This window comes from Ruegeria sp. AK11 (assembly GCF_056541095.1).
On record NZ_JBQFXU010000015.1, the window covers coordinates 1 to 21,139 of the forward strand.

General features: G+C 60.2%; 17 protein-coding genes. 6 read left to right on the plus strand and 11 right to left on the minus strand.

Going from position 1 to position 21,139, the window contains the following annotated elements; genetic code table 11:
* Window positions 1-124 precede the first annotated feature (124 nt).
* The 6 genes from ACR0D9_RS19390 to ACR0D9_RS19415 form a co-directional block, all read right to left on the minus strand.
* Window positions 125-1,528, minus strand: coding sequence for an NAD(P)/FAD-dependent oxidoreductase (locus tag ACR0D9_RS19390; RefSeq protein WP_480539917.1), 1,404 nt, complete (start codon window positions 1,526-1,528; stop codon window positions 125-127).
* A gap of 37 nt (window positions 1,529-1,565) precedes the next feature.
* Window positions 1,566-1,952, minus strand: coding sequence for a nuclear transport factor 2 family protein (locus ACR0D9_RS19395; protein WP_480488946.1), 387 nt, complete (start codon window positions 1,950-1,952; stop codon window positions 1,566-1,568).
* Window positions 1,953-1,978: 26 nt separating this feature from the next.
* The gene (locus ACR0D9_RS19400; RefSeq protein WP_209507926.1) at window positions 1,979-2,473 is read right to left on the minus strand and encodes a universal stress protein; all 495 of its coding nucleotides are present in this window, start codon (window positions 2,471-2,473) and stop codon (window positions 1,979-1,981) included.
* 17 nt (window positions 2,474-2,490) lie between these two features.
* Window positions 2,491-3,831 carry a TRAP transporter large permease gene (locus tag ACR0D9_RS19405; protein WP_480477501.1) on the minus strand — a complete coding sequence of 447 codons (1,341 nt, stop codon included), beginning with the start codon at window positions 3,829-3,831 and terminating at the stop codon, window positions 2,491-2,493.
* 17 nt (window positions 3,832-3,848) lie between these two features.
* Entirely contained in the window at window positions 3,849-4,385 is a 537-nt protein-coding gene (locus ACR0D9_RS19410) for a TRAP transporter small permease (protein ID WP_209599380.1), read from the minus strand.
* A 67-nt stretch (window positions 4,386-4,452) separates the two neighbouring features.
* Window positions 4,453-5,469: a TRAP transporter substrate-binding protein gene (locus ACR0D9_RS19415; RefSeq protein WP_267366014.1), complete on the minus strand. Its 1,017-nt coding sequence runs from the start codon at window positions 5,467-5,469 to the stop codon at window positions 4,453-4,455.
* 157 nt (window positions 5,470-5,626) lie between these two features.
* Here ACR0D9_RS19415 and ACR0D9_RS19420 point away from each other — a divergent pair, with 157 nt between their 5' ends.
* From ACR0D9_RS19420 to ACR0D9_RS19435, 4 genes are all read left to right on the plus strand, one after another.
* Window positions 5,627-6,553: a LysR family transcriptional regulator gene (locus tag ACR0D9_RS19420; protein ID WP_267366015.1), complete on the plus strand. Its 927-nt coding sequence runs from the start codon at window positions 5,627-5,629 to the stop codon at window positions 6,551-6,553.
* 286 nt (window positions 6,554-6,839) lie between these two features.
* Window positions 6,840-8,879: an oxidoreductase gene (locus tag ACR0D9_RS19425; RefSeq protein ID WP_480484810.1), complete on the plus strand. Its 2,040-nt coding sequence runs from the start codon at window positions 6,840-6,842 to the stop codon at window positions 8,877-8,879.
* A 58-nt stretch (window positions 8,880-8,937) separates the two neighbouring features.
* Window positions 8,938-10,956 carry a CocE/NonD family hydrolase gene (locus tag ACR0D9_RS19430; RefSeq protein ID WP_480539919.1) on the plus strand — a complete coding sequence of 673 codons (2,019 nt, stop codon included), beginning with the start codon at window positions 8,938-8,940 and terminating at the stop codon, window positions 10,954-10,956.
* 180 nt (window positions 10,957-11,136) lie between these two features.
* Complete coding sequence (locus tag ACR0D9_RS19435) at window positions 11,137-12,279, plus strand: amidohydrolase (protein ID WP_480539921.1); 1,143 nt, start codon at window positions 11,137-11,139, stop codon at window positions 12,277-12,279.
* 88 nt (window positions 12,280-12,367) lie between these two features.
* Here the strand turns inward: ACR0D9_RS19435 and ubiV are convergent, their stop codons facing one another.
* Genes ubiV through ubiT form a run of 3 tightly spaced genes read right to left on the minus strand, consistent with a single transcriptional unit; the run spans window position 12,368 to window position 14,812 of the window.
* Window positions 12,368-13,288 (minus strand): ubiquinone anaerobic biosynthesis protein UbiV, encoded by a 921-nt coding sequence (gene ubiV, locus ACR0D9_RS19440; RefSeq protein ID WP_480539923.1) that lies wholly within the window; start codon window positions 13,286-13,288, stop codon window positions 12,368-12,370.
* A gap of 4 nt (window positions 13,289-13,292) precedes the next feature.
* Window positions 13,293-14,270 carry a ubiquinone anaerobic biosynthesis protein UbiU gene (gene ubiU / locus ACR0D9_RS19445; RefSeq protein WP_480539958.1) on the minus strand — a complete coding sequence of 326 codons (978 nt, stop codon included), beginning with the start codon at window positions 14,268-14,270 and terminating at the stop codon, window positions 13,293-13,295.
* Window positions 14,270-14,812, minus strand: a complete 543-nt coding sequence (ubiT, locus tag ACR0D9_RS19450; RefSeq protein ID WP_480539924.1) for a ubiquinone anaerobic biosynthesis accessory factor UbiT — start codon at window positions 14,810-14,812, stop codon at window positions 14,270-14,272. The genes ubiU and ubiT overlap by 1 nt, the downstream gene beginning before the upstream one ends.
* Window positions 14,813-14,948: 136 nt before the next feature.
* Between ubiT and ACR0D9_RS19455 the strand changes: the two genes are divergently transcribed.
* Together ACR0D9_RS19455 and ACR0D9_RS19460 are read left to right on the plus strand one after the other, a co-directional pair.
* The gene (locus tag ACR0D9_RS19455) at window positions 14,949-16,457 is read left to right on the plus strand and encodes a UbiD family decarboxylase (RefSeq protein ID WP_480539960.1); all 1,509 of its coding nucleotides are present in this window, start codon (window positions 14,949-14,951) and stop codon (window positions 16,455-16,457) included.
* Window positions 16,454-17,035, plus strand: a complete 582-nt coding sequence (locus ACR0D9_RS19460) for a UbiX family flavin prenyltransferase (protein ID WP_480539926.1) — start codon at window positions 16,454-16,456, stop codon at window positions 17,033-17,035. The genes ACR0D9_RS19455 and ACR0D9_RS19460 overlap by 4 nt, the downstream gene beginning before the upstream one ends.
* 117 nt (window positions 17,036-17,152) lie before the next feature.
* Here the strand turns inward: ACR0D9_RS19460 and ACR0D9_RS19465 are convergent, their stop codons facing one another.
* Window positions 17,153-19,570, minus strand: a complete 2,418-nt coding sequence (locus tag ACR0D9_RS19465) for a GcvT family protein (protein WP_480539928.1) — start codon at window positions 19,568-19,570, stop codon at window positions 17,153-17,155.
* A 28-nt stretch (window positions 19,571-19,598) separates the two neighbouring features.
* Window positions 19,599-20,849, minus strand: coding sequence for an aminotransferase class V-fold PLP-dependent enzyme (locus tag ACR0D9_RS19470; RefSeq protein ID WP_480539930.1), 1,251 nt, complete (start codon window positions 20,847-20,849; stop codon window positions 19,599-19,601).
* Window positions 20,850-21,139 lie beyond the last annotated feature (290 nt).

Sequence of the window (21,139 nt, forward strand, 5' to 3'; positions counted from 1 at the left end):
CAGAGCCAATGATCCCAAACGCATGTTCAATACCATGCATCTGCAAAACCTTAACAAAGGCCTCTTCCGTCGTCATCTTCATAGGGGTGTTTCCTTATCTTCGGAACGCCAAAGCGTTGGTAAATTACAGTATTTCGTCACGGAGGTAATAGCCGACGTAGGCTATACGCTGACCCAGGCGGCGGAAGGGTGTCAGGATGCCATGGCTGGGCAGCGGGGACGTGAAGATCGGCAGGGCAAAGGCCTTGTCTTTCTTGCCCGCAATCAGCTGTGCCATACGACGCCCGGCCTGAGCTGAGTACATCACGCCGTTGCCACCATATCCCATCGCGTAGAACACGCGCTGTTCCGGGTCCGGCTGGAAGATACGCGGCATCATATCGTGGCTGACATCGACCCAGCCCCACCACGAATAGTCGAGGTTGATATCCGTCAGCGCCGGGAACTTTCGGGCGAGACCCTTTTTCAGAAGCTCCAGATGTCTTTCGTTCTCGGCGTCCCGCCCCGTTACCGCGCTGCGGCTGCCGATCTGCATCCGGTTGTCGGGCAACAAACGATAGTAATGGCGCAAGGTGCGGGTGTCCGTCAGGGGTGATTTGGTCTGAATGCCACACTCATCCAGTTCGGCCTGGGTTAGCGGCCGTGTCACCATCGAGTTCGACAGGATGGGCATCAGGCGGTGCTTTGTGCGCGTGTTCAGGCCCGGCGGGGTATAGCCCGCGGTTGCCAGGGCCACTGTTTTGGCGCGGACGATGCCGCCCGGTGTTCGCAGGTGATGCACACCGTTCTTCGTCTGCCATCCCATGACCGGGCTACCGGTGTGAATTTTCACCCCCAGACGGCGTGCCATGTTGACATATCCGAACGCCAGTTTACCCGCATGGATACAGGTCCCGTCAGGTTCCCACATGGCACCTGCGGCCTCCATATCGCGCACGTGTTTTTCATGCAGCTCTTCCCGAGAGAGGATGCGCGAGCCATAGCCGAACACATCGTTGAGCAGCTTGCTCTCTTTCTTGAGGGACGGCATGACCTTGTCGCGATGCGCGATGTAGTAGTGGCCACCCGGCTGGGGGTCGCAATCGATATCGTCGGACGCAATCAGATCGTTGAACAGCTGAAACGCTTCTGTGACCTCGGCATGCATGCGCTTGGCCACGTCCGTTCCCCACCGTTCGATCCATTGCGACCGCTTGAGCCGCCCGGATGAGATCTGGGCCTGCCCGCCATTGCGGGTGGAGCAGCCCCAAGAGACGGTATTTGCTTCTAAAACAATGGCTTGAATGCCGTGTTCCTTGGCAAGATGGATGGCAGTGGACAGGCCGGTATACCCCGATCCGATCACCACCACATCTGCATCCATATCGCTGGACACAGGTCCATCATCGGCCGGAGGTGTTCCGGCCGTTCCAATCCAATATGTGGGCGCGTGGTCGCGATTGTGACCCGGACCCGCATCAATGATCGGGTCATATTTAGGGTCATAGCTGGCCTTGGGCCAGTGACGCGGGATGCTGTTATCCACCATTCTTGTTTTTCTCCGAGGCTGCGCGCAGGGCGGCGGATCAGGCTTTGAACATTGGGCGCGTTTTGCGAAGCGCCTGTTTTACAACAATTTTACCGTCACGAACGGTGAACAGATCCGCACCTTCAGCTTCGATCCGCATACCGTTTGCATCGGTTCCCGAGAAGGTCCACTCGGACACCGCACGATCACCGTGGACAAAGTGGCTGTGATGATCCCAATGGGCGTCTTTCATGCCTGCCCAGACGCCCGAAAACGCGGCGGCGATGGCGGCGGCACCTTCAACCTTGTTGCCGTATTTCTCGTCACCGGCCACGGTGTAGAACACGCAGTCGTCGGCGAAGTGGGTCATCACGCCGTCGATGTCGTGGCGGTTAAACGCGTCAAACGTATCCGCCAGGTCCTGCGCGGTCAGGGTTTTGTTCATTTTGTACTTCCTTGTCAGTGGGGTTGTTACATTTCGTCCGGGTTCGGAACGATCAGTGTCGGGATCCTCGAGCGCCGCAAAACGCGTTTTGCGACCGTGCCCAGAAAGGTGTGCGAAAAGCCGTGATCATGCGCGCCCAGCACGATCAGATCACAGCCCAGTTCGACCGAGCGGCGCAGGATCACTTCGGCCGGATGGCCATCAGTCACCTCGACCGAGGTAACCTGATCGCGAATTTTTCCGTCGTCGCCGTCGAACTGCGCCCAGAACTTGGCTTGGCGTTCGGCCAGAACCTTGCGCACCATCTCGTGACGACGCTCAATCGCGGTCTTGCGGGTCTCTTCGTTCATGATGAATATTTCCATCGTGATCTTGGCATCCTCCGACAGGGGTTCATTCACATGCAGCACGTGAATCTCCGCCCCGGTGGCCTGCGCGATGCTGGCGGCATGGCGCATGGCGTGACCCGAGTTTTCGGACAGGTCGGTGGCAAACAGGATGTTGGTGACCATCTGTTTCATGTCGTCATCCTTTCAGATCAGTAGCCAAACAGCCGTGGGAGCCACAGCGACAGTTCAGGGAAGAAGGCGATGATGAAGATCGCCACCGTGTTGGCCGCCGCAAAAGGCAGCGCGCGCAGCGAGATCTGTTCGATCGAGATGTTCGAGATACCGGATGCGATGAACAGGTTCTCACCCAGCGGCGGGGTCTGGAACCCGATGCCCAGCGTACAGACCATCACCACGCCAAAATGGATCGGGTCAATACCCACCGAATAGGCCACCGGCAGCATCACCGGAACAAGGATCAGGATGGTGGCCAGTGTTTCCATGAACATGCCGACGAAGAGCAGGAAGAAGATGATCAGCGCCCAGATCACATAGAGGTTGTCGGTAAAGCTGAGCATCCCTTCTGCGATGATTGCCGGGATCTGGTTTTCCACCAGCAGACGACCAAACACCGTTGCTGTGAACAGGATCAGCAGAACGCGGCCGGTTAGCCATGTGGTGGCTTCAAGCGACTGGAACAGCGACTGCCAGGTCAGTTCGCGATAGATGACAACACCCACGAACAGGGTGTAGAAGATCGCGACGATTGCAGCCTCGGTCGGGGTGAAGAAGCCGGTATAGATACCGCCCAGGATCACCAGCGGAGCCATCAGCGACCAGAACCCGCGATACATCTCGCACCCGACATTGCGGATCGACCAGCCCTCGGCGACACCTTTGTAGCCACGCTTTTTCGACATGAAATAGTTCAGGATCAGCAGGCTTGTGGCGATCAGGAAGGCGGGTACGAACCCGGCAATGAACAGTTTCGAAATCGAAACCGACTGGAAGGTGCCGAATTTCTCGACCGCTTCGGGCGGCGGGGCCATACCGAGCGCGGCAATGCCGAAGATCACCATCGGGATGGAGGGAGGAATGATAATCCCGAGGCCGCCAGAGGACGCAGTGATCGCCGAGGCATAGCCGCGCTCATAGCCGCGGTCGATCATTGCCGGGATCATCAGCATCCCAACAGCCGCGGTTGTTGCCGGGCCCGAGCCCGAAATTGCACCAAAGAACAGGCAGGCCATGACCGTTGCCGCCGAAATACCACCGGTGAAGGGACCGGCCAGACTTTCGGCAACGTTGATCAGGCGTTTTGAGATACCGGCGGCCTCCATCAGGGCCCCGGCAAGGATAAAGGCTGGCAGCGCCATCAGCGGGAACGAGCCCACGGATGTAAAGGCGATCTGCACGAATTTGATCGGGTTGTCGCCCAGATAGAGAAACGAGATCAGCGACGCGACACCCAGCGCCACCGTGATCGGCGCGCCAATGAGCAGCAAGAACAGAAATGATCCAAACAGGACCGTGACGATTTCGGATTCCATGGTTACCCCTCCCGGTCTCAGTGGTCTTTGGCCGCTTCGGCAGCGGCCTTGATCTCGTCCAGATCGATCTGGTCGGGATCGTGAATGTCCTCGCCTTTGACAAGGCGGAGGTAATTCACCTGAATGATGCGGAAGGTCATCAGCGCAAATGCGATGGGCAGCACCATGTAGATATACTTCATCTCGATGCCCAGTGTCTGGGATTTCCAGAACTTGTTCATCTTGTTGAAAACAAAGTCTGTCGCCAGATAGAGGAAGTAGACATTGAAGAAGAGCCAGAAGAGGTCGGCAAAGGCTTCGACATATTTGATCGACCCGTCAGGCAGGAATTTGAACTGGAACGTCACGCGGTTATGCGCCCCTTTCAGGGCGGCGTAACTTGCACCGAAATAGACGAACCATACGAACATGTAGACCGAGAGTTCTTCGATCCAGCTGACCGAAAAGCCGAAGACCTCGCGCGCGATGATCTGCACGAACAAAAGGCAGACAAAGCCGGATAAGAGTATCCGGCAGATGACACTTTCTATGTTGTCCAGAAATTTCCAGAACATGTGGTTTCACTCCTCCCTGAGATGAGAAGAGCGCCGTGGCGCTCTTCCCGGTATCGCTCTGCGGCGATTATTGCTGCACCGGCTCGCGGCCGATGGCTTCAAGCACGGTGTTCAATTTTTCGACGCCACCGATGGAGTCGTAGAACTGGGGCCATACGGCACCGGTCGCCAGTTCGATGAACTCGGCTTCGTCGTTTTCGGGATCGATGATCTCCATGCCTTTGGCGGTCAGCTCTTCCTTGATGGCGGCCTCGGAATCCCGCAGGAATTGTGCGGATGCCAGGGTGGCTTCCTGTCCTGCTTCAAGGAGGATTGCCTGATCTTCTGCGGACAGGTCCTGGAAGACCGCTTCTGAAACGATCAGCGGTTCAATCGAGAAGATGTAGCGCAGGTTGGTGACATGGTCCTGAACCTCGTAGAACTTCATCGCGTTGATGGTCAGGTAAGGGTTGTCCTGCCCGTCGACCACCTTGGTTTGCAGACCGGTGAAGGTTTCCGACCATGCCATCGGCGTCGGGTTGATGCCCCATGCCTTGTAGGTTTCGATCATGATCTCGTTCTTAGGAACGCGGATGACCAGATCCTGAAGGTCAGCAACCGATTTGACCGGTTTTTTCGAGTTGGTCAGGCGGCGGAAACCGGTATAGGTCCAGCCGATGATGCGCACGCCGGCATCACGGATGGTGTTTTCGACCAGTTCCTGACCGATTGGGCCCTGGGTCAGCTTTTCGGCATCTTCCAGGCTGAGGATCACGTAAGGCAGCGTGAAAACACCGACCGAAGGCGAGAACGGCGTGATGTTGTTGATCGCCAGCAGAGACATATCCAGCGTTCCGATCGCCGCCTCGTTCACGGTGTCCTGTTCGGACCCCAGCTGACCGTTCAGGAACAGCGTTGCGGTATGTGCACCGCCCGATTTCTCTTCCAGCGCCTTGACGAAGGCGATGCCCAGAGCTTCCTGTGCGCTTCCTGCGCTATCGCCCACCGCGATCTTGAAGTTCTTCGCATCAGCCGTGCCCGCAACCATCAGTGCAGCAACGGAAACGGCGGCGCTGATGGTGCCAAGCTTTTTGATAAATGACATGGATGTCCTCCCATTTGTCGTGTTTCGAGGTGCGCGATGGCCTGGGGAGAAGGTGGCCAGTCCGATTCTGCCTCGGCCACAAGAGGCTATCTTGCCAACATGGTTTCGTCGTTGTTAATATTTGCGTGAAAGGTTTCACAAATGTCGAACTTTTAATATGAGACAGAACCCACTGGCCACCCGCATCGGGGACACGGACATCCGCCTTCTTCGGGTTTTCAAAACCGTTGCGGAAAGCGGAGGGTTTTCAGCGGCGGAAAATGAGCTCAACATCGGGAAATCAACAATCTCGAAACACATATCGGATCTGGAGCTTCGGCTGGATTTGAAGCTTTGCAACCGTGGCCCGGCGGGTTTTTCCCTGACTGAAGACGGCGAAAAAGTGCTGGCCGCGACAGAAGACCTGCTGATTTCGGTTTCTCAGTTCAGAACCGAAGTCAACGAGATCAAGCAGCAACTGGCAGGAAGTATCCGCGTGGCGCTGTTCGATCAGTGTACCACGAACCCAGAAGCGCGCCTTGCCCGCGCCATTCACAGGTTCAACGAAGCCGCCCCTGCCATCCAGATCGAGTTGTCGATCGAACCGCCCAACGTCATTGAGACCATGGTTATCAGCGGGCAGCTGGATGTCGGGATCATCGCCCTGCACCGCCCCTCGGCAAGCCTGCATTATGCGCCACTTTATGGGGAAAACATGTTTCTGTATTGCGGGCAGGACAATCCGTTGTTCAGCCAGTCCGCTGACACGCTGAGTTTGCGGGACATTCAGGCGTACAACTATGCGGGTCTGAACGTGAACTCGCCCAACCTGATATATGGCCAGCAACTGGGGTTTCGGCGCGCTGCCAAAGTGCAGAACGAACAGGCCCTTGCAATTCTTATTCTGTCAGGCAGCTATCTGGGCTTTCTTCCGGACCATCTGGCGCAGGAATTTGTCGAACAGGGGCTTATGAGGCAGGTGATGCCGCAGGAAATCAAATACAGAACGCGCTTTGCGGCGGTGACACGGAAACATCCGGATCCGACACGTGCGGCCAAGCTGTTTCTGGAAACCCTGCTGAGCGTTCATTCCGAGACGCCTTGAACCCGGCCTCGCCGCCTGTTTGCGCGTGGCACCCCGCAAGAGGATTTGTTCACCGAAGGCATGCGCCAACCGGGTGCGCGCGGCCACGCTTGTCCTGTCCACTCGGGCGTAAGGCATGAGGAAAATGGGTCCAAAACGTCTGATTGAAAACAAGTTTGACTTGGCAATTCCAGTTTGATTTCAATCAGCAAAGACCCACACCTCTTGCCCCCAGACAACCGGAGAGCCGCATGTCATCCGACCCTGTTGCCGCCTTGCGCACTCAAACCGATCACGAGGCGCTATCATGAGCCGCGATGCCTTGCTGCAACCTTATCAGCTAAAGCACCTGACGCTGAAGAACCGGATCATGACGACCAGTCACGAACCCGCCTATCCCGAAGATGGGATGCCGACGGAACGTTATCGTGCCTATCACGAGGTGCGGGCCAAAGCGGGGGTTGCGATGACCATGACGGCGGGGTCGGCCGTTGTCAGCCGCGACAGCCCGCCTGCGTTCAACAATATCCTAGCTTACAAGGACGAGGTGGTCCGCTGGATGGCGGAGCTGACGGATGCCTGCCATGCCCATGGCTGTGCGGTGATGATCCAGCTGACCCATCTGGGGCGGCGCACGGGCTGGAACAAGGGTGACTGGCTGCCATCCCTGTCGCCGTCGCACGACCGGGAACCGGCGCACCGGGCCTTTGCCAAGAAGATGGAAGATTTCGACATCGCGCGGATTGTGACCGATTACGCCGATGCTGCCGAACGGATGCAGGCCGCCGGGCTGGATGGAATTGAATTGCAGGCCTATGGCCATCTGATCGATCAGTTCTGGTCGCCGATGACCAATCGGATGGACGCGCCTTTTGGGGGCAATCTGGACAACCGGTTGCGCTTTGGCTTCATGGTTCTGGATGCAATCCGCGACCGCGTCGGGCGCGATTTCATCATAGGGGTCCGTTACACCGCCGACGAGGTGGAAAAGGGCGGCATCACCGAAGCGGAAGGGCTGGAGATTGCCCGAAGGCTGCGTGACAGTGGTCAGGTCGATTTCCTGAACATTATTCGCGGGCGTATTCATACCGACCCGGCCATGACGGACGTGATCCCGGTTCAGGGCATGAAAAGCGCACCCCATCTGGATTTCGCCGGGCGCGTGAGGGCCGAGGTTGGGATGCCGACCTTTCACGCCGCGCGCATTCCCGATGTGGCAACGGCACGGCATGCGGTGGCCTCGGGCCTGCTGGACATGGTCGGCATGACCCGCGCACATATGGCCGATCCGATGATCGTTGCCAAAATCCGGGCCGGACGGGAAGAGGACATCCGGCCTTGCGTTGGCGCCACCTATTGTCTTGACCGCATTTATCAGGCGGGTGAGGCGCTGTGCATCCACAACCCGGCCACCGGGCGCGAATTGTCGATGCCGCATGTGATCCCCGCCGCTGAAACGCGCCGCCGCGCGGTGATTGTGGGCGCAGGCCCCGGCGGGCTTGAGGCCGCGCGGGTTGCGGCCGAGCGCGGGCATGACGTCACCGTTCTTGAGGCCGCGCCCGAACCCGGCGGTCAGGTGCGGCTGACCGCGCAATCCCGACGCCGGGCCGAGATGATCGGGATCATCGACTGGCGCATGGCCCAATGCGCGGCGCGCGACGTGACATTTCGGTTCAACACCTTTGCGGACGCCGATGCTGTAACCGCGCTTGCGCCGGACATGGTGGTGATCGCAACCGGCGGGTTGCCCGAGGTGACGGTTCTGGAGGCGGGTAACGATCTGGCGGTTACTGCCTGGGATATCCTGACCGGTGATGTGCGCCCCGGCGACAATGTCCTTATCTATGACGATGCGGGGGATCACCCGGCCCTGATGGCGGCTGAGGCTATCGCAAAAGCGGGCGGGCGGGTAGAAATCATGACCCGCGACCGAAGTTTTGCCCCCGAAATCATGGGAATGAACCTGGTGCCCTACATGCGGGCCCTGCAAAAGACCGGAGCCGTGTTCACAGTCGCCCGGACGCTGAAATCACTGGTGCGATCAGGCAATCAGCTGGAGGCAGCCATTGGAACGGATTACTCGGACCTGACAGAAAAGCGCCTGTATGATCAGGTGGTTGTCAATCAGGGTGTTTTGCCGCTGGATGATCTGTACTTCGACCTGAAACCGCTGTCGCGCAACCTGGGCGCCGTGGATTATGAAGCGCTGGTTAGCGGGTCCGGCCCCGTGTTTCCGCAATCTGTCCCAGAGGCCGGGTTTGATCTGTACCGGATCGGAGATGCCGTTTCATCACGTAACACGCATGCCGCCATTTACGATGCGCTGCGCTTGGGGCTTCGGTGGTGAGATCAATGAAGCACACCACAAGCAGCCTTTCACCTGACAGTCAGTCAAAGGAACGGACATGAGCAACACAGAGGTCATCGAAACCGTTTGGATTCCCATGCCGGACGGCGCAAAACTTGCGGCCCGGCTTTGGCTGCCCGGATCGGCGCGAACAACGCCTGTTCCCTGTGTTATGGAATACATCCCCTATCGCCGCCGGGATCGCACCCGGATGCGAGATGAAAGCATGCATCCGCATTTCGCCGCGGCGGGCTATGCGTCGATCCGGGTAGATATCCGCGGTTATGGCGACAGCGACGGGATTCCCGAAGACGAGTATTCGCATCAGGAGATTCAGGATGGGCACGACATCATCCAGTGGATTGCCGATCAGGACTGGTGCGACGGAAATGTCGGAATGTTCGGCAAAAGCTGGGGGGCGTATAACGCCTTTCAGGTGGCCGCGACCCGCCCGCCTGCGCTGAAGGCGATTGCGCCGGTGATGGGAACGGATGACCGCTGGCGCGAGGATATTCACTTTTACGGCGGCTGTCTGGCCAATGACAATTTCTGGTGGGGCTCGATCATGCAGCTGTACAATGCCATGCCGCCCGACCCCGAGATTGTGGGCGCGGATCGCTGGATCGACATGTGGCGCGCACGGTTGGAGGGGGTCGAATTCTGGCCCGCCATGTGGCTGGAACATCAGACCCATGATGACATGTGGCGGCGCGGCTCGATCTGCGAAAACTATGCGGATGTCGATGTGCCGGTGTATTTCTTTGGCGGATGGATGGACCTGTATCGCGACACGCCGTTCCGCATCGCGGAACACCTGAGCGGGCCGGTCAAGATCCTGATGGGCCCCTGGGCGCATCTGTATCCGCAAGAAGGGGTGCCGGGGCCCCGGGTCGATTTCGTCGGCGAGGTAATCCGGTTCTGGGACCATTGGCTGAAGGGGATCGACACCGGCCTGATGGACGAGCCGCCGCTGCGGTTTTTCCTGCAAGACAGTGCCGCCCCGTCCGGAACTCATGTACACCGCGAGGGGCGGTGGATCGAAGAGCCGAGCTGGCCATCGCCAAATGTCAAGGACCAGCCCTTGTGGCTGAATGACGGAACGCTGGACGCCTCCACCGGGTCGGGCGGGGAGATGTCGGTCTGTTCGCCACAGAATTTCGGGGCCGCAGCGGGCGACATGTGTTCCTTTGCAATACCCGGAGATATGGCAGCAGATTGCCGGATCGAGGCCGCAGGGGCGCTGCAATTCAAAGCAAAGCCCTTGGAAAAGCCCATAGATATTCTGGGCCAGCCCTCGGTAGACCTGACAGTTTCTGCCGATCGGGCGCAGGGCTTTGTTGCGGCCCTGCTGGTGGATGAGGCCCCGGACGGCGCACAGACGCTGATTGCACGCGGGTTCTGCAACCTGACGCACCGGATCAGCGACACTGACCCGACGCCGATTACACCCGGCGAAGATTTGCACGTGACTGTCCCGCTTTATGGAACCGGTTATCGGGTATTGGCGGGTCATCGCATCGTTCTGCAAATCGCGTCTGCCTATTGGCCGGTTCTGTGGCCAGCGCCGGAGCCGGTTACGCTGACGATCCGACCCGGCACGTCGCGGCTGATCCTGCCCACGCGCAGCCAGCGAGATGACGCGCCAGCCCCACGCCCGCTGCCGGAACCTCAGGGTTCCGACGTCGCCCCGCGGAAGACGAACGTTCGCTCCGGCTCGATGGAGCGTTCGGTTCACACCGATCTGACCAATGGCGCGGTGACACACAGGTATTTCCTTGACGGGGGTGTCTTTGGGCCGGTGGGCGATATTCGCCTTGACGATATCGGCACGGTGCTGAGCGATATGTCGGATCGACGCTACACCATCCAGCCGGGTGATCCATTGTCGGCAGTGGCCACAATGGAGCAAACCGCCGGTTTCGACCGCGAAGGGTGGTCAGCCAAGATCTGGACCCATTCCGAACAAAGGGCGACAGCGACCGAATTTCACCTGACCGCTCGCCTAAAGGCGTGGTCGGGTGACGACCTGATCTTTGAGGACGAACAGTCTTATGTCATCCCCCGCAACGGGATGTAGGCGCAGAATGGTTTACAGACCTGCCGTCTTGTGATGCGTGGGCTGGTGTTCCCCTCGCGGGATCGAAACTGTTCAGGGCGCTCATCCGGGGACAACGTGCATCAATCGGAACCGATCTTTGAGCGGGATTGCAAAACCCTGTAGCAAGGGCGCAAGAAAGCAGGATGAAGGAGTGTTGCCATGACGAGTTTTTCCGAAAACCTGCGCGCCCTGCGGCATGAGTTTCACCGTAACCCCGAGCTTGGCTTTCAGGAGGACTGGACCAAGGCCCGGATCGCCGATCACTTGAGAAGCCTTGGCATCGAGGTGCATGAAGGTGTCGGCGTTGTTGGTGTTCTGCGCGCGGGCCATGGCAACCGGTCCATCGGTCTGCGCGCGGATTTCGACGCGCTGCCCATTACCGAAGCCAACAGCTTTGCCTACAAGTCTCGGAACCCGGGCGTGATGCATGCCTGCGGCCATGACGGCCATACGACGATGCTGCTGGGCGCGGCCGAGCTTTTGGCCAGGGATCAGGGCTTTGACGGCACCGTTGTCTTCCTGTTCCAGCCCAACGAGGAGCACGGGCTGGGCGCGCGGGCGATGATTGAGGAAGGCGCCCTGCGGGATTTTCCGATTGACGAAATCTATGGCGCGCACAATCTGCCGGGCGAACCCGTCGGGCGGGTTTCAACCCGCGCCGGTGTCATTTGTTGCAGCGAAAGCCTATTCGAGATCACCATCACCGGTCAGGGCGGCCATGCCTCGATGCCCCATGTCGGGCGCGAGACAATCACGCCCGCAGCAGAGCTTGTTCTGGCCTTGCAAACCATCGTTTCGCGAAAGCTTGCCCCATTGTCTGGCGCGGTCGTTTCCGTGACCGAGTTCATCACCGATGGGCAGCGCAACGTCCTGCCGGGTCGAACAGTGTTGAAAGGGGACGCACGGGCGATGTCCCCCGATGACCGCGCGCGGATTGAACACCATATGCGGCAGATCGCGGCGGGCGTGGCGGAAAGCCACGGTGTCGCGGTGACGGTGGAATTCCGGACCGAATTCATCGAGGCAATCAACGATACCGACGCCGCAACCCATGTGGTTTCAGCAGCAAAAACGCTGGGTCTGGAGGTTGACGGCGACCGGACCGCCATGTCGTTTTCCGAGGATTTCGCGGAATTTGCGGCTGCGGTTCCGGGGTGTTTTCTGCTGATCGGCAATGGAACCGAGGGGTCGAATGGCCGCCCCCTGCACGCGGACGATTATGATTTCAACGACGCGCTGCTGCCATTGGGGGCAAACCTGTGGGCCGAACTGGTGCGGCAACGTCTGCCAGTGACCACCTGACTGCGCAGGACGATCCGTGGATGTTTCGGATCGCTTCCTCTGGTCGCCTCAAACATTCGCCCACGGATGCCGGACTTTTCCAGAATGATCAGCGTGCCGCTTCGGTGGACACGCGTGCCGAACCCGACCATTCAGCACCGGATGCGCCGGTCAGGAACCCATCGCTTAGCCTTATACCGGGATCGTCCGTGCGCAGGGCATGTTCCAGATCGCCCCGGTCAAGTTGACCATCCAGCCGCTGTCGGTAGAGCGCGCAGAGCCTTGGGAACCCCTGAGATTGCGGCGACAGGCGCAGGGCCGAGACGCCCGCGCTTTGCAGCAACTCGATCTGGTGATCCGTGCAGGCATAGCTGTCTGACAGGGTCTGCACGCCGTTCATGGCCATGAACGGCTGTCCATCGCCGGTCAGCACATCCAGCCCGTTGGGATCGTTTTCGCAGGCAAACTGGCAATTATCCTTGCTGCGCCCATGCAGGCGCGCATGGTAACACCGGCCGGAGATGGCCAGCGGCAGGCGACCGTGGCCCCAAACCTCGACCGCGACACCCAAACTGGCGGCGGCCTGTGCCAGAACCCTGACCGAGGCGATTGGCAGTTCCGGCGGCAGGCATATGCGACGCGCCCCGCGTGACGCCAGCCATGCAAATGTGCCTTCGTTATAGACATTGATCAGCGGTCCGACATCGAAATCGGTGTTTTCGGGCAGATGCGCCAGCGCGGTCAGGTCGTTGATCTCGACCGTGACCCCCAGATCCGCCAGATCGGCGGTCAGCTTGCGTTCACGCTTGAGCGTCACCAGTGCAAGACTGGTCAGCACAACCTGTTTGCCAGCCTCAACCAGCCGGGCAATCGCGTCGGGGATCCGGTCCTGATAGAACGGCAGGCGCTTGGAACAAACCAGCTCACCCAGCACGATGCGGTCGACGGGGGTTTGGGCCAAATCCTCGTAAAAGGATGTCCAGCTATCGGCGGGCCAGAAAAACTGGTTGGGGCCAACGGTCAGTTCCATCGCGCTATCTCCAGGTTTTTTTGTATGCGCCGGTTGTCATGGCCTGCCCTTCGGACAAACGGGCCAGCATCCCCTCGGGCAGAGGGCGCCCGGCCTCAAGCGCGTCGACAGCGGCACGGAAGTTCCGAACCACCTGCGCAACGTAGGATTTCGAGCGCTGGCGCCCTTCGATTTTCAGCGCGGTGACACCGGCCTTCTGCAATTGCGGGATCAGCCGTTCCGCATTCAGGCTGACGGGGTCTTCGAACAAATGGCCCGTCTTTTCACCTGCGGAAAAGCACCCTTTGCACAATGTCGGATAGGGTGCAGGCTGATTTCGTTCGACCCGGTGGATCAGGTAACCGCCCAGGCGCGTGTTCAACGCGCCCTGATCGTTCTGGTATTCGACATGGCTGGCGGGCGAACAGACGCCGTTCATGTTCGGAGACAGCCCGGTGGCGTAAGAGGACAGTGAACAGCGACCTTCGGCCATCACGCAGAGCCCGCCGAACACAAATACCTCAGTCTCGACTTCTGTTTCGGCGTTGATGGCGGCGATTTCGGGAACCGACAGCACGCGCGGCAGGACCACACGTTTGACGCCGAAGGTTTCGGCATAGAAGTTGATCACATCGGCATTCGCCGCCGCGGCCTGCACGGACAGGTGCCTGCGCAGCCCCGGATGGTTGCGCGCGGCATAATCCAGCAGCCCGATATCGGCGAGGATCACGGCATCCGCGCCGCAGGTTTCCGCGTCGGCCACCGCGCGATGCCAGATTGCTTCGTTGCCGGCGCGGGGAAACGTGTTGATCGCAACCAGCACCCTGGCCCCGTGGTCATGGGCAAAGGCAACGCCCGCGCGCATTTCGGCCCGGTCAAAGTTCAGACCGGGAAAGTTGCGCGCATTGGTTTCATCATTGAAGCCGCAATAGACCGTATGCGCCCCGGCCTTGACGGCTGCGCGCAAAGCGGCGGGCGTTCCTGCCGGGCAGACGATTTCCATTACCATAGTACAGCGTCTTCCGGTCGGGTCAGGTACAGGCCGGTTCGACGTTCCACCAACGCGATGAGCTGCTTGAGCGGGCGCGCAAGCGGGCCGGAGAGGGCTTCGGCCTCGTGCGCGAGGTCCAGTTCCGCGTCGTCGATTGCATTGCGCAGGGCCAGCGCTGCGGCCGTATCGCCCTCGATCACCAGATCACGTGAGAAGAACAGCGCATCGCCGTCAAACGCGCCGTGAACCAGCCCAAGAAGGGCCGCCAGAGGGCCGGAAATACGCGCAACCCCTGTCCCGCTGCGCCGGGTCAGTGTCACCTTTGGGGCACCGCCATTCGGATCAAGCAGCAGGGCAACAGGCAAATCCGTCGGATCAAGAACGAAAACTGATCTTCCGTATAGGCCAAGCCGTTGAAACATTTCCGGATTTTTCTTTGCGATCCGGCGCGTGAAGACCGTCAGCGACAGTGATAAGGGGGCAAGCGGCGCTATCCGAAGCGTGGCCGCCAAAGCCGCCGGGCAGCGCGGTATCGTGTTCTCAGGAACGGGCAATAAGACCTCCTGCTGTCTCAACATTGTGACCTTGGATGCCTTCCTAGGACGATCGCGGCAGGGGTGACTTGACGGTTGTCAATTCGACCCCTCACTTTCGTTGCTAGAGGGTGGACACCACCGTCGGAGCAGCCCCATTCGCACCCTGCCGCAATATCCCAGCCTACGGCATTTTCTGAAATGGTGCGAGGACACCGGACAGTTCAGGCGCATCCCTGATCCGGTTTCCGTGCGCCACCAGATGACCGCTGTTCACCGCTCCGTGCTTGAGGCGGGCGGACCGGTTCTGCAATTTGACCACCCGACAGACGTGTCCACTGATCGGCTCGATACCCCGGTCGTCGTCAACCTGTTCGGAACGGCGGAACGGGTTGCCGCCGGGCTGGGTGTCACACCCGACGGGCTGGACGATCTGGGGGCCTTTCTGGCCGCGCTGCGAGCCCCGACGCCGCCGGACGGGGTGCGGGACGCGCTGGCCAGATGGCCGATGCTGAAGGCGGCCCTGTCGACCCGACCGAAACTGGTCAGAACGGCCCCGGTTCAAAGCCACTGCCACAGCGGGGTGGATGTGGACCTGACCGCACTGCCGGTCCAGACCCACTGGCCCGGTGATGTGGGGCCGCTGATCACATGGCCCGTGGTCCTTACCCGGCCCTACGGCAGCGATGCAAACGCGGCGCAAGGCTATAACGCGGGGGTTTACCGTGTTCAGGTGCTGGACCGGAACCGTGTCATCATGCGCTGGCTGCCTCATCGCGGCGGCGCGGCGCATCACAGAAGCTGGGCGAGGTGCGCCGAAAAGATGCCCGTCGCCATTGTACTGGGCGCAAACCCCGCGACTTTGTTATCGGCGGCCTTGCCCTTGCCAGAAACGGTATCCGAGCTGACATTTGCCGGTGCCCTGAACCAGAAGCGCCCACCTCTGATCCCGGCCAGAACCATCCCCTTGTTGGTCCCTGCCGACGCCGAGATTGTGCTGGAAGGTTGGGTTTCACCAAGCGAGACCGCCCCCGAGGGGCCTTTTGGGGATCACACCGGCTATTACAATCCGGCTGAACCCTTTCCGGTGATGCAGGTCAGCGCTGTCACCCATCGGGACGCGCCGCTGTATCTTTCGACCTATACCGGGCGGCCACCGGACGAACCGTCAATCATTGGGGAGGTGTTCAACCGCCTGGCCCTGCCGACCATCCGTGCGCAGATCCCCGAAATCCACGATCTTTGGCTGCCGCCCGCCGCCTGTTCCTATCGTATGGCAATCGTTGCCATCGACAAACGATATCCGGGGCAGGCCCGGCGCGTGATGATGGCCCTGTGGGGAATGCTGCCGCAATTCAGCTATACGAAAATGATCATCGCAGTCGATGCCGATATCGATCCGCGAAACTGGGAGGATATAGCCTGGGCGCTTGCCACACGCATGGACCCGGGCCGGGATGTGATGGTGCTGGACAGGACACCTATGGATTATCTGGATTTTGCATCGCCCGAACCCGGTCTGGCCGGAAAAATCGGCATCGACGCCACGACGAAACTGGGCAGTGAAACGCTGCGGGAATGGGGGACGGTGATGCGCACTGCGGATGCCGATCACACCTTTGCGGAAGACCTTGTAAACCGATTGATGCCGGAGCTGAGAGCATGACAAACGCCCGTGTTGTTTTGGGGGTATCCGGTGCGTCGGGCGCGGCGTTGGGCCTTGCCGTGGCCCGGTGTCTGGCGTCATCGGATATCGAGACCGATCTTGTGGTCAGCGCAGCCGGGATGCGGACCCTTGCGCAGGAATGCGGCCCGGACGCTTTGCCAAACCTGCGGCAACTGGTGACGCGGCATCACCCGAGCGCCGATATCGGTGCCAGCATTGCGTCCGGGTCGGTTCCGGTATCCGGCATGATCGTTGCGCCCTGTTCCATGCGAACGCTTGCCGCAATTGCGCATGGGCTGGACGATAACCTGCTGACGCGCGCCGCCAGTGTTCAGCTCAAGGAACGCAGGCCGTTGGTTTTACTGACACGCGAAGCACCGTTGACGCTGGCCCATTTGCGCAACATGACGGCGGCGGCAGAAATGGGGGCCGTCATCCTGCCCCCGGTTCCTGCGTTTTATCTGAAGCCCGACACCCTGATGGATATCGTGTCCCAGATCGCTGCACGCGCGGTGGACTGCCTGCGCATTTGTGACCCGGTGGCGCAAGAGTGGCGCCCGCAATGCGCTGGTGGGTGAGTTCGGACGCCTCCGGCGGGAGTATTTGGAAAAAGATGAAGTCGCCTGAAGGGCCGAGACGAGACATCTTTAGGAGCGTCTTATTGGCCTTGCCTGCCTGTAGACGGGTTTTGAGCGTTAACACCGCAGTCTGGCGCCTGTCGGGTCAAACGGTGCCTCGGCCAGTACGCGCGCCTTGTGCGGTTTACCGATGACCTGAATGACCACCTCATCGCCCGGCTGTGCCCTGTTTGGATTGCGGAACCCCAGCGCCAGCGATTTCCCGACCGAATAGCCGAACGCCCCCGACGTGACACGACCCACGGGCGCGCCGTCGGGGGTAAAGATCGGCTCACCCCCGGTTGCGTCGGCATCTTCGGTCACATCCAGTTCGAAGACGGACAGCACCTCGCGCGCGGGGTTGTCCTTGACGGACAGATAGGCGTCTTTGTGCAGGAAATCCTTGTCCAGCTTGATCAGGCCGGCCAGCCCGACCTCTTGCGGCCAGTATTCCTGAGAATACTCGCGCCCCCACGAGCCATAGCCCTTTTCGATCCGCAGCGCCCCCAGCGTGCGCCCGCCCACCGGACCGCCACCACAGTCTTTGGCAGCCTCAAGCAGGGCGGTGTAGAGCGCCACCTGATCCCCCTCGGCGCAGTGCAGTTCCCAGCCCAGATCGCCGGTAAAGCTGACCCGGATGGCCACGCATTCGACACCAGCAACCGTGATTTTCTGCGACCGCATGAAGCGGAACGCCTCGTTCGACAGATCGGTATTGGTCAGGCGTGCCAGCGCTTCGCGTGACCTGGGGCCTGCTATGTTGAACCCTGCGATGCGGTCGGTGGCGACTTCAAGAGTTGTGCCCTGAGGCATTTCCACCATCTGAAAGAAGCGCTGATGATAGCGTTCGGCCATGCCGGATCCAATCATCATGTATTCATCCTTGGCCAGCTTGGTGATGGTGAAATCACCCGCCACGCCACCGCGAACCGAGATCATCGGCGTCAGGCAGCTGCGCCCCACTTCGGTGGGCACCCGGTTGGCCACCAGACGGTCCAGCCAGTCATGGGCACCGGGGCCCTTGATCACGTAATTGGCGAAGTTCGAGATATCGATCACGCCCACGCTGTCGCGCAGCATCTGCACCTCTCGGCCCACGGGCTCCCACCAGTTCTGGCGGGTAAAACCGGTGGTCTCTTCCACCTCGGGCTCATCGGCGAACCAGAGCGGATGTTCCCAGCCGCAATTGAGGCCAAAGACGCAGCCCATCTGCTTCTGCATCTCATAGGCGGGGCGCACACGGGCCGGACGGCCTGCGCTGCGTTCCTCGTTGGGGAAATGGATCTTGAAGCGGTGGGTGTAGGCATCCTGAACACGGGCCTTAGTGAATGCCTTGTCGGCCCAGTCGCCAAACCGGGCCAGATCCCAGGCGAACATGTCATATTGCGGCTCGCCCTCGATCATCCATTGCGCCGCCAGCAGACCCAACCCCCCGGATTGCGAGAAACCGGGGATCAGGCCGCCGCAGAGGAAATAGTTCTTCAGCTCGGGCACCGGCCCCCACAGCATGTTGGCGTCGGGCGACCAGATCATCGGCCCGTTGATCACGCGTTTCACCCCGGCCGTGGCCGCGACCGGCACGCGTTCGGTGGCGCGGATCACGTTTTCCATGATCCGGTCCAGATCGTCGGGGAACAGATCATGGGCAAAATCCAGCGGCGTGCCGTCTTCGGCCCAGAATTTCATATCTTTCTCATAAGCTCCAATCAGAAGGCCGTTGCCCTCTTGCCGGAAGTAATATTCGCCGTCGCGGTCGGCGATCGAGGGCAGACGGCGCCCCAGGCTGGCGACCTCGTCGATGCTTTCGGTCACGAAATACTGATGCTCGGTCGGTTGCAGCGGCAGGGTCAGACCCGCCAGCGCCGCCACCTCGCGGCCCCAGAGACCGGCGGCGTTGACAACCCACTGGGTGTGAATGTCGCCTTTGGGCGTGCGCACGATCCAGCTGCCGTCGGGTTGTTGTTCGGTGCCTGTCACCGGGCAGAACCGTTCGATGGTGGCCCCCATGGCGCGGGCCCCGGCGGCATAGGCGTGCGGCACGCCCGACGGGTCGACATTGCCGCCTTCGGGTTCATACATGATGCAGCGGATGTCATCAAACTGCGCCAGCGGGTGCAGTTCCTTGGCTTCTTCACGGCTGACTTCGTAGAAGTTCAGACCATAAAACCGGGCTTTCGCCTCTTGCAGGCGCAGCTGGTGCTCACGCTCTTCGGTCTGGGCCAGATAGAGCGAGCCGGGCTGGAATACGCCGCAGCTTTGGCCGGTTTCCTGTTCCAGCTGTTTATACAGATTCATCGTATAGTGCTGGATGCGGGTGATGTTGTTGTTGTCGTGCAGCCCGTGGATATTCGCCGCTGCGTGCCAGGTCGAGCCGGAGGTCAACTCGTTCCGTTCCAGTAGGACAACGTCGGTCCAGCCAAGCTTGGCCAGATGGTACAGGATCGAACAGCCGGCAAGGCCCCCTCCGATCACGACAGCTTGTGCATGGGTTTTCATGAGTGCTTGTCCCTTGGTCCGCCGCAGCTCAGGCGGCGATTTCTTTCATGACAGCCAGAAATCTGGCGACTTCTCCGATCGAGTTGTAGTGGCACATCGAGACCCGGACGCAGGCGTCATAACCCAGCGGCGTCAATATGTTGCCAGAGTAGTGGTCGGCCTTGCGCAAATGGGTGCGAATACCCTCATCGTTCAGCCGTTTGACGACATCCGCCGAGGCCACGCCCTGCACGCGCAGCGACACCAGCCCTTCGCGAGCGGGGTTGTCGGCACCGCCCAGAATGGTGACCTTCTCCATCTCGGCCAGACCGCTCAGGTTGCCGGTGCCGTGGATCATCGCGTCGGTCAGTGCCTTTTCCTGCGCGTGGATGGCTTCGCCCGCTGCCAGAAATCTGGCACGCCGGTCGGTGGCGTCGCTGACCTGACTGCCAAGCCATTCGAAGTAAGACACAACGTCGGACATGGTCGCATAGGCCCCTGTATCGCGCGTGCCCATTTCCCAGTTATCTGCCGGACCGTCCAACAGGGCATTGTGTTCAAGCCGCGTCAGCCGGTCGGAAATCCACGCAACGCCGTAGCCATGGCGCGAAAACACCTTGTAGGGCGAGATCACGTAGCCGTCGACGTCATACGCGCTCAGGTCAATCTGGCCATGGGCGGCGTGCTGGATGCCATCGACAATGATGAAACAGTCTGGCGCCACGGCGCGAATAGCCTGCGAAACAGCGGCCACATCGACGCCCATGCCCGTCACGGGTGAGGTGTGCAGGATTGTCGCCACTTTGGTGTTGGGGGTAACAGCTGCGGCATAGGCCCCGGCTGTTACGGTGCCGGTGTCGTCATCATGGGGCACCAGCACATGGGCCTGCCCGGCAATACGGGCCCAACGATCACAGGCTGACCGTGTGGCGGGGTGTTCCAGTGTCGACCCCAGCACAATCCCCGGACCGGTTCCCAGACAGGCGTTCATGATTAGCCGGAACAGAAGTTCGGTGCCGCTTTCGCCGACAAAGAACTGACCACCGGGTGCATTCATGAAATCCCGCATATCGGCCTTGGCCGCGTTGATCGTGGCAACCAGCGCATGAGACCCCGGATTGTCGCGCCCCTGATTGTCGGGGATTGCGGCATGACGCGCCGAGCTGTCCAGCACGGATTTCAGTGTCAAAGCCCCACCGGCGTTTTCGAAAAATATCCGCTCGCCCTGTTCGGGGCAGTGATCGATCTGGGCAAAACGGTTGCGGATCCGGTTCAGCAGGCTTTCCGAAATTTGGCTCATGAAAAGCGGCACCTTTGTATTTTGTGAACGTTTGATGTTTCAGACAAGCCCAAGATGGTTTCCCCGCGGGGCAGGCCAAATCTCCCGTGACTGTGCGGCTGGTTCAACATGTGCTTCAATCCCGAGCGGCCCTTATTCCGACTATGGCGTAGAGGGCGCGGTATCTTGTTCCTTTGCGACGTAAATATAGTCACATCTGCGACACGGCGCGTTGGGTGGGCTGGAATACCCGCCCCATATGCCGGTGCGCACCCGCCTTTGATGCGGGCAGCCGACCGGGGCGGGTTCCA